Origin of the sequence: Paenibacillus sp. PastF-3 (genome assembly GCF_029893135.1) — a bacterium.
GTDB classification, from domain to species: domain Bacteria; phylum Bacillota; class Bacilli; order Paenibacillales; family Paenibacillaceae; genus Paenibacillus_AQ; species Paenibacillus_AQ nitricinens.
The window spans coordinates 471230-487698 of record NZ_JARXWM010000004.1; the positions used below are offsets into that span (position 1 = coordinate 471230).

10 protein-coding genes are annotated in these 16469 nt (G+C 46.4%); 6 read left to right on the forward strand and 4 right to left on the reverse strand.

Annotation, left to right across the window (positions count from 1 at the left end; genetic code table 11):
• The first annotated feature begins 213 nt into the window (after positions 1-213).
• The 6 genes from M2444_RS11695 to M2444_RS11720 are packed head-to-tail and all read left to right on the forward strand — an operon-like array spanning position 214 to position 6909.
• Positions 214-1581 carry a YheC/YheD family endospore coat-associated protein gene (locus M2444_RS11695; RefSeq protein WP_280787039.1) on the forward strand — a complete coding sequence of 456 codons (1368 nt, stop codon included), beginning with the start codon at positions 214-216 and terminating at the stop codon, positions 1579-1581.
• A gap of 10 nt (positions 1582-1591) precedes the next feature.
• Positions 1592-2770, forward strand: a complete 1179-nt coding sequence (locus M2444_RS11700) for a YheC/YheD family endospore coat-associated protein (RefSeq protein WP_280787040.1) — start codon at positions 1592-1594, stop codon at positions 2768-2770.
• Complete coding sequence (locus tag M2444_RS11705) at positions 2771-4144, forward strand: YheC/YheD family endospore coat-associated protein (RefSeq protein WP_094874142.1); 1374 nt, start codon at positions 2771-2773, stop codon at positions 4142-4144.
• On the forward strand, positions 4141-5253 hold the full coding sequence (locus tag M2444_RS11710) for a YheC/YheD family endospore coat-associated protein (RefSeq protein ID WP_280787041.1): 1113 nt from the start codon (positions 4141-4143) through the stop codon (positions 5251-5253). The genes M2444_RS11705 and M2444_RS11710 overlap by 4 nt, the downstream gene beginning before the upstream one ends.
• A 25-nt stretch (positions 5254-5278) precedes the next feature.
• The gene (locus M2444_RS11715; RefSeq protein ID WP_094878382.1) at positions 5279-5797 is read left to right on the forward strand and encodes a GNAT family N-acetyltransferase; all 519 of its coding nucleotides are present in this window, start codon (positions 5279-5281) and stop codon (positions 5795-5797) included.
• Positions 5779-6909, forward strand: a complete 1131-nt coding sequence (locus M2444_RS11720; RefSeq protein WP_094878383.1) for a YheC/YheD family endospore coat-associated protein — start codon at positions 5779-5781, stop codon at positions 6907-6909. The genes M2444_RS11715 and M2444_RS11720 overlap by 19 nt, the downstream gene beginning before the upstream one ends.
• A gap of 115 nt (positions 6910-7024) precedes the next feature.
• Here the strand turns inward: M2444_RS11720 and M2444_RS11725 are convergent, their stop codons facing one another.
• From M2444_RS11725 to M2444_RS11740, 4 genes are all read right to left on the reverse strand, one after another.
• Complete coding sequence (locus M2444_RS11725) at positions 7025-12976, reverse strand: S-layer homology domain-containing protein (RefSeq protein WP_280787042.1); 5952 nt, start codon at positions 12974-12976, stop codon at positions 7025-7027.
• An 867-nt stretch (positions 12977-13843) separates the two neighbouring features.
• Positions 13844-14518, reverse strand: a complete 675-nt coding sequence (locus M2444_RS11730) for a response regulator (protein WP_280787043.1) — start codon at positions 14516-14518, stop codon at positions 13844-13846.
• A gap of 121 nt (positions 14519-14639) precedes the next feature.
• The gene (locus M2444_RS11735; protein WP_280787044.1) at positions 14640-15761 is read right to left on the reverse strand and encodes a sensor histidine kinase; all 1122 of its coding nucleotides are present in this window, start codon (positions 15759-15761) and stop codon (positions 14640-14642) included.
• A 29-nt stretch (positions 15762-15790) separates the two neighbouring features.
• Complete coding sequence (locus M2444_RS11740; protein WP_094874134.1) at positions 15791-16225, reverse strand: CcdC protein domain-containing protein; 435 nt, start codon at positions 16223-16225, stop codon at positions 15791-15793.
• Positions 16226-16469 lie beyond the last annotated feature (244 nt).

A 16469-nucleotide genomic window follows, 5' to 3' on the forward strand; every position in this document is an offset into this window, starting at 1 on the left:
ACAAAATTCACTTCGGAAGCGTTGCTTAAGTTTCCAAATATTGATTCATCCATGCTTGTTTCGCTTCTTGGGTCAGACTTATGAAATGATGCGGCAAGGTTTTTAAAGAGTAGGTCAATCACCAAGGGTCATATGTCTCCATATGATGAATGATATGTAACCCTTAGCTACCAAATTGCCGGCATCATGCTGCCTACCGGAAGGAGATCCACGATGTCCCAATTCAAGATCCCGGTCCATACGGTCCACTCGGGCATCCTGCAGGAAAACGCTATAATGCTTGGCGAACGATCCATGAAAAGACTCAAAATCCCGGCTCACGGAACGCTCCAGCTGGCTTTCGGCTCTTTCCGGCAGGAGGTTACCATTATCCCGGCTCCCAAATCCGAAAGCCTGCGTGTAAGCGAAGGACTGGCGCGGCGGACCGGATGGAAACATCGGCAAACCCTCAACGCCTCTTACAGCTCCGTAAGTCGTACCTTGCGACTTGGACCGTTGATCGGTGTACTCGTCAGCCGTGACCATCCAGATAATCTCGACAGGCTGTTTGGACCCATTACCATGTTCTGTCGAGAATTAACAAATGCCTGCCACGCACAAGGCGCCTATGTATATTTCTTTACCCCGGAAGCGCTGGAAACAAGCAGCTCTTCCATCCAGGGCTGGGTATACAACGAGGGTTGGAGGAAAATGAGTCTGCCCATCGCCGATGTAATCAACAATCGGCTAACGACGCGAAAGGTGGAGAATAAACCTAGCGTACAGCATTTTTTGGCGGATGTAAAATCACGGTATGGAACGCATTTCTTCAACGAGAAATTTCTTGACAAGACAGAAGTATTTGAAGCTTTAGCGCAAGAACCTTCATTGAAGCGGTATTTACCTGAATCGCATGCTTTAAACGGTTTTGCTGTGGTAAAGAAGATGTGTAGCCAATATCCAAGCGTATTTCTAAAGCCTGTACGAGGCAGTCTCGGCAAAGGCATTCTCCGAATCTCCAAAGATGAAGGCGGAGGATACCGTTTGTTATCAACTACCTCTATAGGTACACGCAAGCAAAGCTACCCGACTTTAGCTAAACTGTACCAGTCTATTGCTCCCAAGATGAAAACAACGCGCTACCAGATTCAACAAGGATTGCCCTTGATGGAGCTCGGTAAGCGTCCTGTAGATTTTCGAGCTCTTGTACAGAAGAATGGTACCGGTAAATGGGGCGTTACCTCCATTGTCGCTCGCACCGCTGGAAGCAATCATTTCGTCTCCAATCTAGCAAGAGGTGGCAGTCTTAGTACTGTCCGTGAAGCCGTTAGCAAGAGCAGCCTTCCTCCAGGCACCAAGGATAGCGTACAGCTTCAGCTTCCAAGAGCAGCACTTGCCATTGCAAGAGGCGTAGAAACCTTTATCCCTGCACATTTCGGAGAGCTCGGAATCGATCTGGCACTGGATCAATCCGGACGAATATGGCTCTTGGAGGTTAATTCCAAACCTTCCAAGAACGATAACACACCGCTAAACGATCAAAAAATCAGACCGTCCGTCAAGCAAATGATTCTGTATTGCCGCTATTTGGCCGGTTTATAAGGAGGACACAATGACTGAAACAGCTATGGGGTTCCTCGGCATTATGACGGGCCGTCGCCACGGGAATCCTCCGATTGCCGAGCCAGAATTTTGCAGTCATTTATGCCGTGCAGCTCCGCGATATAACCTTAAAGTCCTCGTGTTTCATCCGGACGGAGTAGCGGCAGACGGGTCATCTATAACCGGTTATACATGGAAAGACGGAAGCTGGCACCATACGACCTCTACACCACCAGATATCATTTATAATCGTTGTTTTTACAATAGTCCGAAAGAAAGAAAAGAAGCTTCGTCTGCCCTCTCTTTCCTTCACCGTTCACTACCTTGGTCAAGAGGTTTACCTGATAAATGGGGCGTATACGAGATCTTGAAGCGCAACCGAAGAGCCGCTATTTTACTTCCAGAAACTGTACTTTATACCGGTACACGCAAGTTAAGCAATATGCTTGCTGAAAGAGAATACGGAGTTTTCCTAAAACCCAAAGCAGGCTCTCATGGCAAACGTACATTGCATGCCATAATGCAGAACAGACGCTCTGGAGGAGGCATAAGAGTACGAGGGCGTGATGGAACAAATACACCCTTTCAATATGTATTCAGCTCGCAGGATGAAGGACTGAACTGGATTCATGAATTTATCGGCACACGCCGCTATATTATACAGCCTTATCTGCACCTAACTAATCGTGAGGGGCAACCGTTCGATGTGCGTGTATTGATGCAAAAGAATGGCCTCGGCCGCTGGGATCTTACAGGCATGGCCGTTCGGCTGGGTAATCATGGTTCATTGACTTCGAACCTGCATGGCGGTGGAACTGCGGTTCCTCCTTTGCCCTTTTTGCTTGCAGAATATGGTCAGGATGGAAAAGACATCATGCAGGAGCTTGCTACAGAAGCTGCATACTTGCCTCCTCTTCTGGAGGCCGCATGCGGTAGGCTTGGAGAACTCGGCCTAGATTTCGGTATTGATTCGAGCGGTCGGATTCATTTACTAGAAGCAAATTCCAAGCCAGGGCGCACGGTATTCCGGCTGACGGGCGACCGCCGGGCTGCTAAGCTCGCCGCCGAGAATCCACTGTCTTATGCGCGCCATCTGCTACTCACACAGCGACGGATACCATCCCTATCTACGGACAGCTCCGTTATAAACGGGAGAATGATAACAATGGTTCCTAAGGAGGATTCATAAATGAGTCTCACTTTTTGCAATGTGCATTTCACTAAGCAGCCCCAAAGAGTTGTATATGTATCAGGTGCACTGATGAAAAGCTTGAAATTAACCGGGAAAAAGAACATACGCCTTAGACTCGGTAAAGATGCCATCCCGACAATGATTAAGCCCATCAAGCGTGCCGGAAATCATCTATTCCTTGCCACTGGTGTAAAGAGTGCTATCAAGGTTCCGAAATCTGGTGGGATCTATTTACGCAATCTACAGAATGACGAAGTACAGCTTGGACCTTTAGTCGGTGTATTGTCCGATGGACCAGCATCTTCAAATCAACCCTTCGGTTCTCGCACTGGCTTCATAAAGCAATTGCTGCGGGAAGGCAGTAATAAATGTTATATATTTGCCTTTATGCCGCGTGATATCAACTGGCAGCAGGAGCAAGTCTATGGTTATTTCTTAACCGCAGGCGGCAAATTCGAGCGTAAAATGGTTCCTCTACCTGATGTTGTCTACAATCGGCTACCCAGTCGGAGAGCGGAGACTTCACCTTATATCAACCAGCTTCGCGAACGATTTATGCGTAAGAAAATCCCTTACTTCAACTGGAGCTTTTTCAATAAATCCGATATTTATCGGTTGCTAGAAAATGACGGAGCTGCAAACCGTTACGTACCTGAGACCCACAGCAATCCCTCTTCCGAAAAAATGAGAGAAATGTTGGATCGCCACCACTTTGTGTACTATAAACCTTCCGCAGGCAGCCTGGGTCACGGGATTTACCGACTCACTTATCTGCCGAAAAAAGGGTATTTTGCCCGCTACCGCAAGGGTGGAAAAAACGTACTTCTGCGCTTCACTACCTTTGAAAGCCTTATGCGTATGCTTCGGTCACGACACGGTCAAGGCCTGCAAAATTATATCGTCCAACAAGGAATACGTTTGATTGAAATTGATGGCTGCCCGATTGATTTCCGATTCCATATGCATAAAAACGGCAGTAATCAATGGATTGTAGTCGGCATAGGCGCTAAAAAAGCCGGCCGAGGCAGTGTCACCACTCACCTTAAAAATGGGGGGGCTTTGCTTACACCTGGGCAGGCGCTCGGGCGTGTATTCGGGGGCAGAGCAGATGAAGTATTACAGCGTGCGAAGAGTACAGCCATTAAGCTGGCAGAATCCTTAGAAATCCAGCATCGTCATTTGCTCGGTGAAATTGGCTTTGATCTCGGCATTGATCAGGATGAAGACATCTGGATGTTCGAGGCCAACGCCAAACCAGGACGTTCCATCTTCCGTCATCCTTCCCTGCGCGCTGAGGGCAAAGCTTCCATCGAGCACATTTTGGAGCATTGTCTATACCTCAGCAAATTCCGCAGGAGGGATGAGATGTGAACACCCATATTCCGGATGAAACAAAACCCGTTATTGCCATACTGACAACCAGCGATAAAGTAAGGCAATTTAATGGCAACCGTAATAACTTCCGGGACATCATCCGCACAGGCAAGGAGCTGGGATTTCTTGTCTACGTCGTCACTGTCCGTGACTTGAAGCTCGAGGAACGGATGGTGAACGGTTATGTCCCATCATCCAGCGGAAGAATATGGTACAGCATTCCTGTACCTCTTCCACAAATCATCTATAACCGAATTCCTACCCGTGAGGATGAGGAAAAACCTGCTGTCGTACGCAAAATAGCTCAATGCCTGGAACATCCAGGCATTGAGCTATATAATCCATATTTTTTCAATAAATGGAGTCTATTTGAATGGTTGAAAGGCTCGTATGCTACCTCGAAGCATGTTCCAAAAACTAGACGTTTACGCAGTGCAAATACGCTTATCGCCATGCTAAATAATCATACCAGTCTCTATCTTAAACCTGAGAATGGCAAAGCAGGTAAAGGAATTATGCGTTTAAAATACCGTGCAGATACCACCTTACCCTATCGGCTGCAAATTCAAAGCGGCAAAAAAAATGTGACCTACAAAGCTGCCTCAGTAGAACGCCTCTGGGCACGGATAGGAAAAGAAAAGGGAAGCTCACGCTATATCGTACAGCAAGCTATTGAACTAGCGACTCACCGAGGACGACCCTTTGATCTGCGTGTACTTCTACAGAAAAACGGCAGAGGCGGCTGGGCAATGACCGGCATAGGTGCGCGTCTAGCTGGTGCCCGCAGCATCACTACGCATGTACCTCGTGGCGGAAGTATCGAGGAGCCCTCCACCATGCTGGAAAGCACATTTGGAACCGAAAGAGCAGCCTCTATCTTAAAAAGTGTACCTACAACTGCTCTGTTAATTGCCAGACAAATTGAAAGAGCCTCTGATTCTATGCTCGGGGAGATGTCAATGGATCTCGGTGTCGATGAGAACGGTGGACTCTGGTTCTTTGAAGCGAACTCCCGGCCGATGAAATTTGATGAGCCTGCGATTCGCAAGCTTTCTTTGGAGCGAATCTTTCAATATGGTCAGCACTTAGCACGCCATTCCAAGTAGAATTCATTAAAGGATGTGACACTGCATGCAGATATCCTCCATCTACGACACTGATGCTAAAAAGTGGAAATCGCGGTTAACCGGACTGCTTGCGTTTATAAGAGAGCATGGGGAGCGTCGGATTACAAACCAAGCTTGCAAGGTAATGGCCCGATTAACTCCAGAACAGTTGTCAGAGCCAGGTGTCTCGCTGCTTGTCGCCACCGTACGCGGTCAGAATGGGCGCCAGCTAGCAGGCGTAAGCTTCGTATCCGGTTTCGGTGAAGAGGCCTGTCTCGTTGCCGTGCATCCCTTATACCGAAATAGGCATACAGGCACCGCCCTTATGGCCGCCCAGTTAAATCGTTTAGGGCGTCTCGAATGCAGTGTTGCCAGCGATAATACAGCCAGTCTGAAAATGTGTTTCAACGTTGGTCTTGCCGCAGTGGCGCTTACTAGTGGCCCTACTGGCAAGCCAACTTTATTGATCCGGTCACCACAGAATACCGTCAGTACTACAAACTCTCCACAAGAAGGTGAACTCCTGTGCCAGAGCCCGTCTTAGGCATTCTTACTTTGTATATAAATGAAGCCAAGCAGCTTGAAGAAAAGGCCGTGTACCGGAGAATGATCATTGAGGGTAATCGAATGGGCTTGGATATTTTTGTGTTTACCCCCATGGATGTCCATCCCAGCAAAGAGCAGATCCATGCTCTTGTCTTTGATCTAAAGAGCGGGAAATGGTCACGTAAATGGCGTTCCTTCCCGAACATGATTTATGACCGTTGCCGTATCCAGCGCAGCACGCGCTTTCAGCAATTGCTTCGTTTCCGTGAACGCTATAAACATCTGCTGTTTCTGAATCGTCCACTGCGCAACAAATGGACCATACACCAAACGTTCTCACAAAAGAGTCGCTTCCGGCAGCATATGCCAGAAACATTACTGTATCATTCCTCTGCCGATCTGCACCGAATGCTGAAGCAGAGCCCGGTACTCTATATCAAGCCAGCAAACGGCACAGGTGGACGCGGTATCCTTAGAATTGAACGGGTGAAGGGTAGTAAAGGGGGCTTTGATATTCAAGGCCGTCGTCAAGATCGCCGGATTATTCCACCCCGAAAGGTCTCTGCCTCCCGATTGGATTCTATCGTTCGACAATGGTGTATTGGTGGACGTTTCCTCGTCCAACAGGGGATCCCACTTCGTCTGCCTGGCGGACGTTTCCATGATTACCGCATGCTCGTTCAAAAAAATGGGCAAGGAATCTGGGAACTGACAGGTATGGCAGCAAGAGTCGGAGCGGCCCGAAGCGTAACCTCCAATCTTCATGGCGGTGGGCACGCCGTTCGGGCGGAAACGCTGCTAAAGGAATGGCTGGGTAGTCAGGATAAAACCGATAAGGTTATGAAAACTGCCGAGAGGTTAGGACTTGATGCCGCTGCTTTCCTGGAAGAAAGTTTCGGAGCCTTATGTGAGCTCGCTCTGGACCTCGCTATAGATCGTGAAGGAAGAATCTATGTGCTGGAGGTTAATCCAAAACCTGCCCGTGAAGTGTTTGCCCGCTCTGGGGACGGCAACACGTATCGTAAAGCACTAGTACGTCCTTTGGAGTATGCGCTATGGTTATATAATAATAAAGGTGCCCCAGCGTCGGCTAAGACTACTGAGGAATAATATGATACACAAAAACAAAACAACCGCCACTCTGCAGGATGCAGAAAGTGCGGTTGTTTGTTGCGTCGTTTTTTTCATTTTGGCTAAAGCAGCATTTATGAATTCATTGCTGCCATTATGGATTTATGATTCCGGACTGAATCAGAAGTCTTCTTACTGCAGCGGCTGCTTCGGCACGAGTTATATTCTCGTTAGGCGCCAGCCGCTCATTTCTACCTACAATGATGCCGGCAGAAAGATTCATTTTCACGTCTTTTTCTGCCCATTTGGCGATCGACTTCGAATCCGTAAAGGACTGAAGCAGCTCTAAATACTGCTCTTCACTGCGGGAAGACACTAGCTCCGTAATTTTCATCGCTCTGCTGACGATGGTCATTGCTTCTTGTCGGGTGATGCTGTTATTCGGTCTGAACGTTTCGTCAGGATAACCGGCAATCAGCCCCCTCTCTATCGCAACTTCCATTTCCCGTTCATACCACACATCTGCCGGGACATCACTGAAGGAAACAGAACGCTTATCATAATTGACAATTCCCAAAGCTCTGACCATCATAGCCGTGAATTCCGCTCTGGTGATTGCACGCTGAGGCTCATAGAGCGTATCGCTCGTGCCGTTCGCAACGAGCCTGGAGCCCATTACATTAACATCCTGTTTGCTCCAATGCTGCTCGACATCCTGAAACTCTTCCGGATTCCAGATTAATCCGAAGACACCGGTCTCGAGACTGTTAATACGCGCATAATAACGTCCATTCTCTATATTTACATAAGTTGGCTGATGATAAATCTCGCCATCCTTGTAGAGAACACCTGTTGTAATCTTCATTCCTTCCGGTACTGGCAACGAATATTCTCCCAAACCTTGACTGGATACGGATCGGGTCTGATTTTTATACGAAGCTTCGATATAGAACTTAACAGGTTGACCTACGGGCTGGACCTGCTTCCTCTTGGCTGCAAGCTTGAATCCTTCAATGTAGCTCGGATCGGCTGCGGTTAATCCTACACGAATCACAAGGTCTTTCGGATTCATATGTTCTTGTCCAAACAGCTTCTGGATTTTATCCAGACTTACATTACCAGCATTCAGCTTAATAGTACCTAAGTCGGTTTCAACCTTAATCACTCCATCCTGATCCTGGAGTTCCTTCAGCTTCTCGCCAGTCAGTTCAGTACTTCTACTGTCTGCTGGTACTTTTGCTGGTGCTGGATCAGTGCTGACAACATTAGAGTTGCCAGGGTTCTGAGAGTCGCCCGGTTCCTTAGCTGCGATTTGAACCATCTGGAAAATACTGAATTTGTCGATCTGGAACTCTACAAAATCCGGTCTACCTTCAGCGGTGTACCCAATCCGCAGAGGAGAATACACCACAATATCACCGTCACTATGCTCAACATAGATTCTTAGGCGATCTAGGAAGGCATCTCTGGCACTGGAGCTTTCAACAGGAATCTGGTTAGCCAACTCAGACAATGGAATCCGGATAATCGTAGTGATCCCACTGTAGTTGGTCTCAATTCCTCGCGGTATTCCCTGCACTTTAAGAGTCTGGTCACTGGCTAGTGACAACTTCGTAGTACCGATATTAATGGCGTTCGTCTGGAAGTTCTTCTGTTCCTTCAAATCATTTACCGGTACAATTCTGAAATACAAGTCTGTACCTGCAGCTTCCAACTGCTTGATACTCGCTTCATCCAAATGAATGGATCCCAGCCGAGTGACGATATCCAATGTAATATTACGTCCTGCAAGGGTCAATATGGCCGATGCTGGAATTTCTATAGCTATCTCGTCCGCAAGTGCAGAAGAATCGTCCACGTGATTTATGGTCAGACTTCGATTCGCCAGATCCGGATCATTCGGATTCACAGCTTCCACCAAATTAAACATTGTATCGTCGTCCACAATGATTGTATCAATATTAGTCCCATCCGACATGTTGGTTCTTAGTATGTTGATGCCTTGCTGCAGCGTATTGCCATCGTTATTGATGGACAACTCGGCCTGTCTGGAGGTGGCATGACGGATAGCTCCGTCCTTTGTCACACCTAGCGCCTTGACAATCAGCAGATATTTTTTGGTTGCAGTTTTGCCTTTTCTGCTAAAGGTTGCGGTCAGAATGACGTTGGTCTCCTCATTTTTCCGGTTCACTCTGCCCTTTGCTTCTTTAGCGTTCTGCTCAATTCCGATGACTGCCGGATGGTTAGAGGTCCATGTAATATCAGTGCTGTACTTTCCAGTCTGCAGCAGCACGAAGCCTTCAGTTACACTTTCCCAAATGTCACCTTCCGCAAAAATTGCAGCATCGTCTATCTTCAGATTTCTTGCTGCCTCATCCACTGCTTCTTGATCACTCAACTTTTTAACAATGACCGTAAACGTCTTCATTCTAGATTCATCCGGCTTGTCCGGATCGGCAAGCTGCACGGTAAGCACTACCTTTACGTCCTCTTCATCCGGACCGGGTCTGCTAATCCGCCCATTGTTGGAGAGAATATCAGGATTACTCGATGTCCAAGTCAATAAGGAACCGGTATCTCCTTTGGTTGTCAAAAATACATTTTTCTTTACAGAAGTCTCGGAATCTCCCGATGCATATCCAATATTCACATTAAGTTCATCCTGGGGAAGATCAACCAGACTGGTTCCCTTAACCGTGATGTAAAAGTCCTTTTCATGAAAGAAGCCATCCTTCGTTACACGAGCGGTCAATCTGACAATCGTATCCTTCAACGGTCGTTTGATTTCACCTGTGTTACTGACAATATCGCTCCTATGACTAGTCCATACTACTTCGGAATTATAAAAGCCCTCCGAGATCAGCTTAATATTATGCGTTACACTGTCTGCCGTATCCTGATCGGTATAGCCGATTCTCAACAAAGAAATTTCTTCATCCAATTGATCATTAACATCCGCAAGCTTTGCCTTAACGTTAAGGACAAACTCTTTCGTTAAGGTTGCTTCACCCTTGCTTACCACTGCAGTCAGAGTTACCGTCTGGTCCCCTTCCAGATAACCAGGACGTGTTACCTTGCCGTCTGTGCCGATGACTTCCGCATTTGACGTACTCCAGGCAATGCTGCTGCCGTTGCTTCCTTCCTTCAGCAGTTTCAACAGTGTCTTCACGTCCTCCTGGTGCTCATTATCAGCCCGGATCATCTTCCAGGTCAGCCCTGCCAGGTCTTCGCTTACGGCTTCACTGTCTGTCTTCGGCTGCTTGATGACTGTCACAACGAATTCCTTCGTCTGGACAGCTTCACCCTTGCTTACTGTCGCAATCAAGGTTACCGTCTGGTTCCCTTCCAGATAACCAGGACGCGTTACCTTGCCGTCTGTATCAATGATTTTCTTATCCGACGTACTCCAGGTGATGCTGCTGCCGTTGTTACCTTCCTTCAACAGCTCTAGCAGCGTCTTCACGCCCTCTTGGCGCTCGTTATCGGCCCGAATCATCTCCCAGGTCAACCGATCTAAATCTTCAGTAACCGACTGCTCATCGGTACCCGCTGTTTTTTTGACATTAAGAATAAAGGTCTTCGTCCGGACAGAGGAACCATTCCTGAACTCCGCTGTTAAGGTAACCTCTTGATCCCCTTTTGCGAATGAAGGTCTAGTAACGGTACCGTCAAGCGAGATGACTGCTTCATTCGTAGATGTCCAGATAATCTTACTTCCGTAAGCACCCTCTTCAGGAAGATAAACATCCGAGGTGACAGAAGCTTGCTGGATATTCTTTTCCCGGATCGCGTCCCAGGTAAGATCAGTCATATCGCGAACAATTAGAGAAGTTGCATCCGGCACCTGCAAATCGAAGTTATTCGAGGTGAGTGATGCTGCAGCGTCAATGACAATGGCAGGATCAACTGTGACCGAAGCAAACGCGGCAGCATCAAATTTCTTCGTTACCTGTCCCGTAAAATGGACTTCGAGTATAGTGTCACTGATGCGAACCACAGTGAAGTCCAATCCATCCGGTAGGTTATTGATCGTTACACCAGCGTTAACCTCATCGGTAAATCTGCCGTTCTTCAGGGTTACCGTTAAGGTCTCCGCAACTGAGCCATCGCCCGCGTCATGGAGAATATCTGGAGAAGCCATAATGATCGGCGGCGGAGAACGGAATAAGACCGAGAAGGTTGTTGACGGGATACCCGCAACCGTCACCTCCGCATTATTTATACTATCCGTGATTTCATGACTGTCTGCATGTCCGGCAATAGATAAGGTCATTTGGGTAGGATTATCAATCATAATACCGCCTACATCCAGTCCAGCCGGCCAATTCACCGCGTATACTGAATCTGCAACGGATGCATCAAAGATTCCGTTCTTGAGTTCCAGGACCAATGCATCGGCAATGCTGCCATCATTAAGATCGGATTCATAAACAGGGGAGTGAACGACCAGAAAAGGCTCCTTGTCCTTAAAATCAATCTTAAACGTATTCGTGCTTAGAGATGTCGGACTTCCGACAAGCTTATCAGCCGCTACTGTTACGTAGGCATTGTATATGTCCTCCGTCTCCAATGCGATACCGTCAAAGCCGATTTGAAGCTCCTTATCAGAGATTCTCTTCAATGTCGTGCTTAGCCCTTCAGGAAGATTTCGAATCTTGATATCAGTTGAACCAATATCCGAAGCAAATTTGCCGCTGGTAACGGACAAAAGCAATGTCTCGGTAATCTGTCCGCTGCCGTATACGGCTTCCGAGACAAGGCCTTTATCCAAGCTCAGCATAGCTGGATCAATAAAGGTAAGACCAAAGGTCTTGGTTGTCAAATCAGAGGATGTCCCCATCAGATTCTCTTTGCCGACTGTCACAGACAAGTTATCTACACTAAATTCCTTGCTGTGGTTTACCGCTGCACCGGTCAGCTTGAAGTTAAGTTCGGTATCACTCAGCCGAGTCACCTCAAAGCCCAGTCCGGCAGGCAGGTTGTTGATCCGAATATTGTTCACGTCAATCCGATCGGTAAGCGTAGCTCCAAGGATATTGACCTTTTGGTTGCCCTTCACCGTACCATCATTGGCCTCCGTCTCAGTCAGAGCGGTGCTGCCCTCATCCAGCTCAATTTCCGCGAGGACCTCTTTGAAGTCCCGCTCGTCCAGGCTCGTGTAGTAGGTGAAACTCTTACTCTCACTTGGAGCCAGAGCTCCCGAATCCCAGGTCATCGTGATACCCGCATCAGCCACCACTTCCTGATTTTTAGGCTTCGGACTGTCATACGCCTCAGAGGTATAAGGATCTACATTGGTAAATCCGAATACGGATGCCTTAGCCTGCGGATTGCTTGAGTAAAAGAAAATAGGTGCTCTCGAACCAAATGCTTTATAGAGTGGATCTGCGTCCGAATTGGTCTTCGCTTCTACGACAGCAACGCCATCCTCCTCTACAGTATGAGTTACCCTATTAGCCGTTACATATGATCCGCCCTGGTCTACCGTATTATCCGGATCCATTGAACGCATATACCTCGCCCCATCCCAGGTCTGGTCGGAGAGATTCTTAAGTGTGACGTCATTACGGTAGAACTTGTAATCTTCTTTAAAGCTTATAACCTGCTTAATTTCCATTGTTCCGGCCCAAGTTGAGACGATAGTCGCACTCAGGAGCCCTTTCTCCTTCTGCGAGGTATTCAATACCGTTGTCGGCATTTGCTTGGTGTTCATCACAGCCGAATTGGATTTCGCATATGTATTTCCGTCCACCTTATACCCTACAGCGAACCGTTCCTCGGGAGACCCCGGCAAATAATAATCCACCGGCAGATCCAGACCAGTGCCATAGCCGTCATGGTCTGCACTCATGCCAAGATTACTTCTACTGTTTGTTCCGCGGAAGTCCGCGGGTTTATTGCCCTCGGTGCCGAAATCGCCCCAGTTGCTGATTCCAAGCTCTATATATTTCCCTCCCAGGAAAAGCTCAGTTCCGCCTAATCCGCCATATTCGGCCCTTGCCCCCGCTCCATCTGCAGCCGCATTTACTGTTGCAGGAGCAACAGGAACGATGGACAATACCATAGATAGCACCAACATTATCGCTAACAGCTTATACCTCTTCATTGTTCACTCTCCATTCCTTATAGTCATTTTTTACTGCATTCACTTTTCCGGTGTAAGAAAGATGATGGCTGGAAGCAGCGAATGTTTACTACCTGCCAATCCCAACAGGGAAACTTGCTAACAGGCAGGATGTCCAATTCGTGCCAATCTTTCAGTTTGAGCACCTGCACTCCTCCTTTAAGAGAATGATGTAGTTTCATAAAACCAAATCAATCTCACAAAAAACTCACAAAAACTCGATTGGTGTCGAGATATTTACCCGCAGTATAAAAAAACAGAGCAAACGATGGCTCATTGGCGCTCTGCCTGCATGGGTTATGAAAACTGCCGAGAGGTATAATAATCAACAACAAAATAACCGCTTCTTTGCAGAATGCAGAAAGGCGGTCGTTTGTTTATTTCTTAATATTTTGATTAGTTCAAAAAATAGGGAAGGAAAAAAAAGAGCATCGTGGTGCCCATACAGATAAAGAGCAGAAGTTGCAAATTTTTATCTAATAGATGTTTTATGAACCATAGATAACTCACAATGCACAATAAAAGAACAGCACTATAAAAAAATAAGGAATCATATTGAGGTGCTGTAAATATGTCTCCACCACCAATAGATAAGACTATGCCTATAACTAAAAACCACATTCCTATTCCAATTCCAGCACTTAAAGCAATAAAAAGAAAACTCATTATCATTTTTATGCTCCTTAGACTTACTTCCCAGTTTCTCATCATATGAATTGTAAATATTCCCATTTAACTAATTATCGGATTATCTCCTTTGTTTATGTATACGAAGAACTACAAAATCGGCGACCTATTTTTTATTTGAAAGCTGAAAGCAAGTCGCCGCTTAGTTATCTGCATATTATCTTATTTTACATACCGATTCCTGATTGCAAATACGACCGCTTGTGTGCGGTCATCGACTTGAATTTTCTGGAGAATTCGATGCACATGAGTCTTAACCGTACTCTCACCAATATAGAGTTTACGGGCAATCTGCTCGTTGCGCAATCCATAAGCCATCTGCTGTAGAACTTGCAATTCCCTTTCTGTAAATGGATCAAGCAATGGTTCATATGAAGCTGAATCCAACGCTTCATCCTCAGGGGCTGACCGCACAGCTTGACCAATCACTTTGGCAGCTACAGTTGTACGATAAATAGCCTCCCCACGGTATGCGGCACGCACAGCATCAACCAATTCGTCAGGTGCAGCATCCTTAAGTAAGTATCCTACTGCCCCTGCGCGGATTCCTCGGTATACGTAGTCTTCTTGGTCAAAAGTAGTTAGGAAAACCACTTTGCAATACGGCAGAGTTTCAACAATTCTACGGGTCGCATCAATCCCATCTCCCTCATGCATTTGTACATCCATCAGCAATACATGGGGTTCAACTTGAACTGCCAATAGGACGGCCTCATGGCCACCAGATGCTTCACCTACTACCTCCATATCCTCTTGAGCATTAATAATAAACCGCAAGCCATGTCTTACCAGATGCTGATCATCAGCCAAAAGCACCCGGATACTTGGGGTGGTCATAACTTCTCACCTCTTGTTCTATCTTTCGTATCATGCAGTGGAATGTTAAGTGTCAATTTCATCCCCTGTGGCTTCACAGCTTCAACACTTAAAGAACCTCCAGCTCTTTCGCAACGAGCCTTCATACTGGATAGACCAAAGAGCCAGGAACAACGGCATGCTCTTCGCTGTATATGCCATTATCCTCCACAGACATCGCTAGTTTGCCTTCAATCTCCGAGATACATATTTCAACCTCTGAAGCCTGGGCATGGCGAATAACATTCGTCAGCGCTTCTTGAAGCGTACGATATAGTAATTCAGAAGTCTCTGGAGTCCAAAGACTCGTAGGTTCAGGAGTGAAGAACTTAATTGTAAACCCTGCCATTTCCCGTACCTGATTAACCAAACTGGATAAAGCAACTAAATCAAGCCCAACTTCATCGCTGCCCATCCGGTGTGCAACCGTACGTACTTCTTGCAAGCTATGTTTAACTAAGTTCAGAATAGTAATCATTGCTTTATCCGCTTCTGCGGCGTCTTTTTTCATCATATAGGGTAAAGCTTGAAGCTGTACAATCGCGGATGTTAACCCATTGCCGATGCTGTCATGAAGATCCATAGAAATCCGACTTCGCTCTTCAAGCACTGCATAATGTAGTAAACGTACAGTCGCCTCCTCCAACTCCCGATGTGTATCTTGCAGTTCTTCATGCGTTTGTTTTAGCTGCGCATGAACCTCCCGCAATTCCTCATAATGGCGTTTAGCAGCTTCATTAGTTTCACGTTTTACTCTGCTCCCCCAAAATAAAATATAGGTTCCTGCATGGGCAATGGAAAAGATCAGGATCTGATTAGGTGCCATTTGACAAATTCCAAAAATGAATGCATCCATACTAATTATGACTGTAGTTAGCAAAAGAGATGTGTAAATCGGTAAGCTTAACACAAGGTATCCTATAAGATAGAAGATGAATTCAGCAGCTCCATTGGCTACATTAAAAAAAATAGCATAGGAAACCGTGACTATCCAGATTATCACCACAGCAGCTATACGCACACGATTACCCCGAAGCCACTCTGGAACCCAAATCAAAATAAGGTAAGGAAGCCGGATTAATATTCCTATGACTAACTCTGTCCAAGCCGCCTCCTTCAGAAGACCAACAAGACTAAAGCACAATAGCAAGCTTAAAATAACGTTTCTAACCTGAACCGAAATAGACAGCCAAACCGCTGCAAAGGTCTGTTTAATGATATCCATCCCATTTCAATTAAATATTTTTGGGTTTATTACTGCAAACGTTGCACCTTTAAATAGAGAAAATAGCGGCTTGCACAGATGTTACCCAGCGGAATAAAAAGCATCGCCGTACTTAAGGAGAGCACAGAATAATGTGCCCCCCACGCGCCTGCCAGTTGACGAATGAGCATAATCACAATAAAAATAACGATGCTGGCCAAAGAGCCTTTAGAAGTTATTCTACCTGTAACAGGATGAATACGCACCTTCATTAGCTTTCCTCTCCAAGCACCCGCAGCTAATCCAACGATCAAGCACACGATACACAGCAGGATTCCAACTGGAGTAATTACAGACTTGCCAATACCAGACAGAAGGGAGTATGCAAGTACAGCAGGCAATATCCATAAGCGGGAGGCTTTCACCTCTTTCTCTCGTAATGCTAATAACATCACAACAATTACAACAATTACATAGTTGAGCATGTTGGTCACCCTCTTTCGTTTTTCTATATTTGTTGAAAATAATACTTTAAGCTTAATTGAACTCCGGCATGTTGAAGTCCATCCACAGATGGATTCTGAACTCAACCGGAAGGTATTAAACGATGCGAATGCAAAAAAACCGCCCATTCTGAACTGCACCCCAATTGTTAGACACATCTAACATTTGGAGGTGCAGTTTTTTTATGACCAGGTACAGTACAGATGAAAAAACTCAAGCCGTTAT

Bases quoted from the DNA above. Each gene is read 5' to 3' on its own strand.
- M2444_RS11705 (WP_094874142.1), top strand. From the start codon at position 2,771: ATGAGTCTCACTTTTTGCAATGTGCATTTCACTAAGCAGCCCCAAAGA.
- M2444_RS11725 (WP_280787042.1), bottom strand. From the start codon at position 12,976: ATGAAGAGGTATAAGCTGTTAGCGATAATGTTGGTGCTATCTATGGTA.
- M2444_RS11735 (WP_280787044.1), bottom strand. From the start codon at position 15,761: ATGGATATCATTAAACAGACCTTTGCAGCGGTTTGGCTGTCTATTTCG.
- M2444_RS11695 (WP_280787039.1), top strand. From the start codon at position 214: ATGTCCCAATTCAAGATCCCGGTCCATACGGTCCACTCGGGCATCCTG.
- M2444_RS11715 (WP_094878382.1), top strand. From the start codon at position 5,279: ATGCAGATATCCTCCATCTACGACACTGATGCTAAAAAGTGGAAATCG.
- M2444_RS11730 (WP_280787043.1), bottom strand. From the start codon at position 14,518: ATGACCACCCCAAGTATCCGGGTGCTTTTGGCTGATGATCAGCATCTG.
- M2444_RS11700 (WP_280787040.1), top strand. From the start codon at position 1,592: ATGACTGAAACAGCTATGGGGTTCCTCGGCATTATGACGGGCCGTCGC.
- M2444_RS11740 (WP_094874134.1), bottom strand. From the start codon at position 16,225: ATGCTCAACTATGTAATTGTTGTAATTGTTGTGATGTTATTAGCATTA.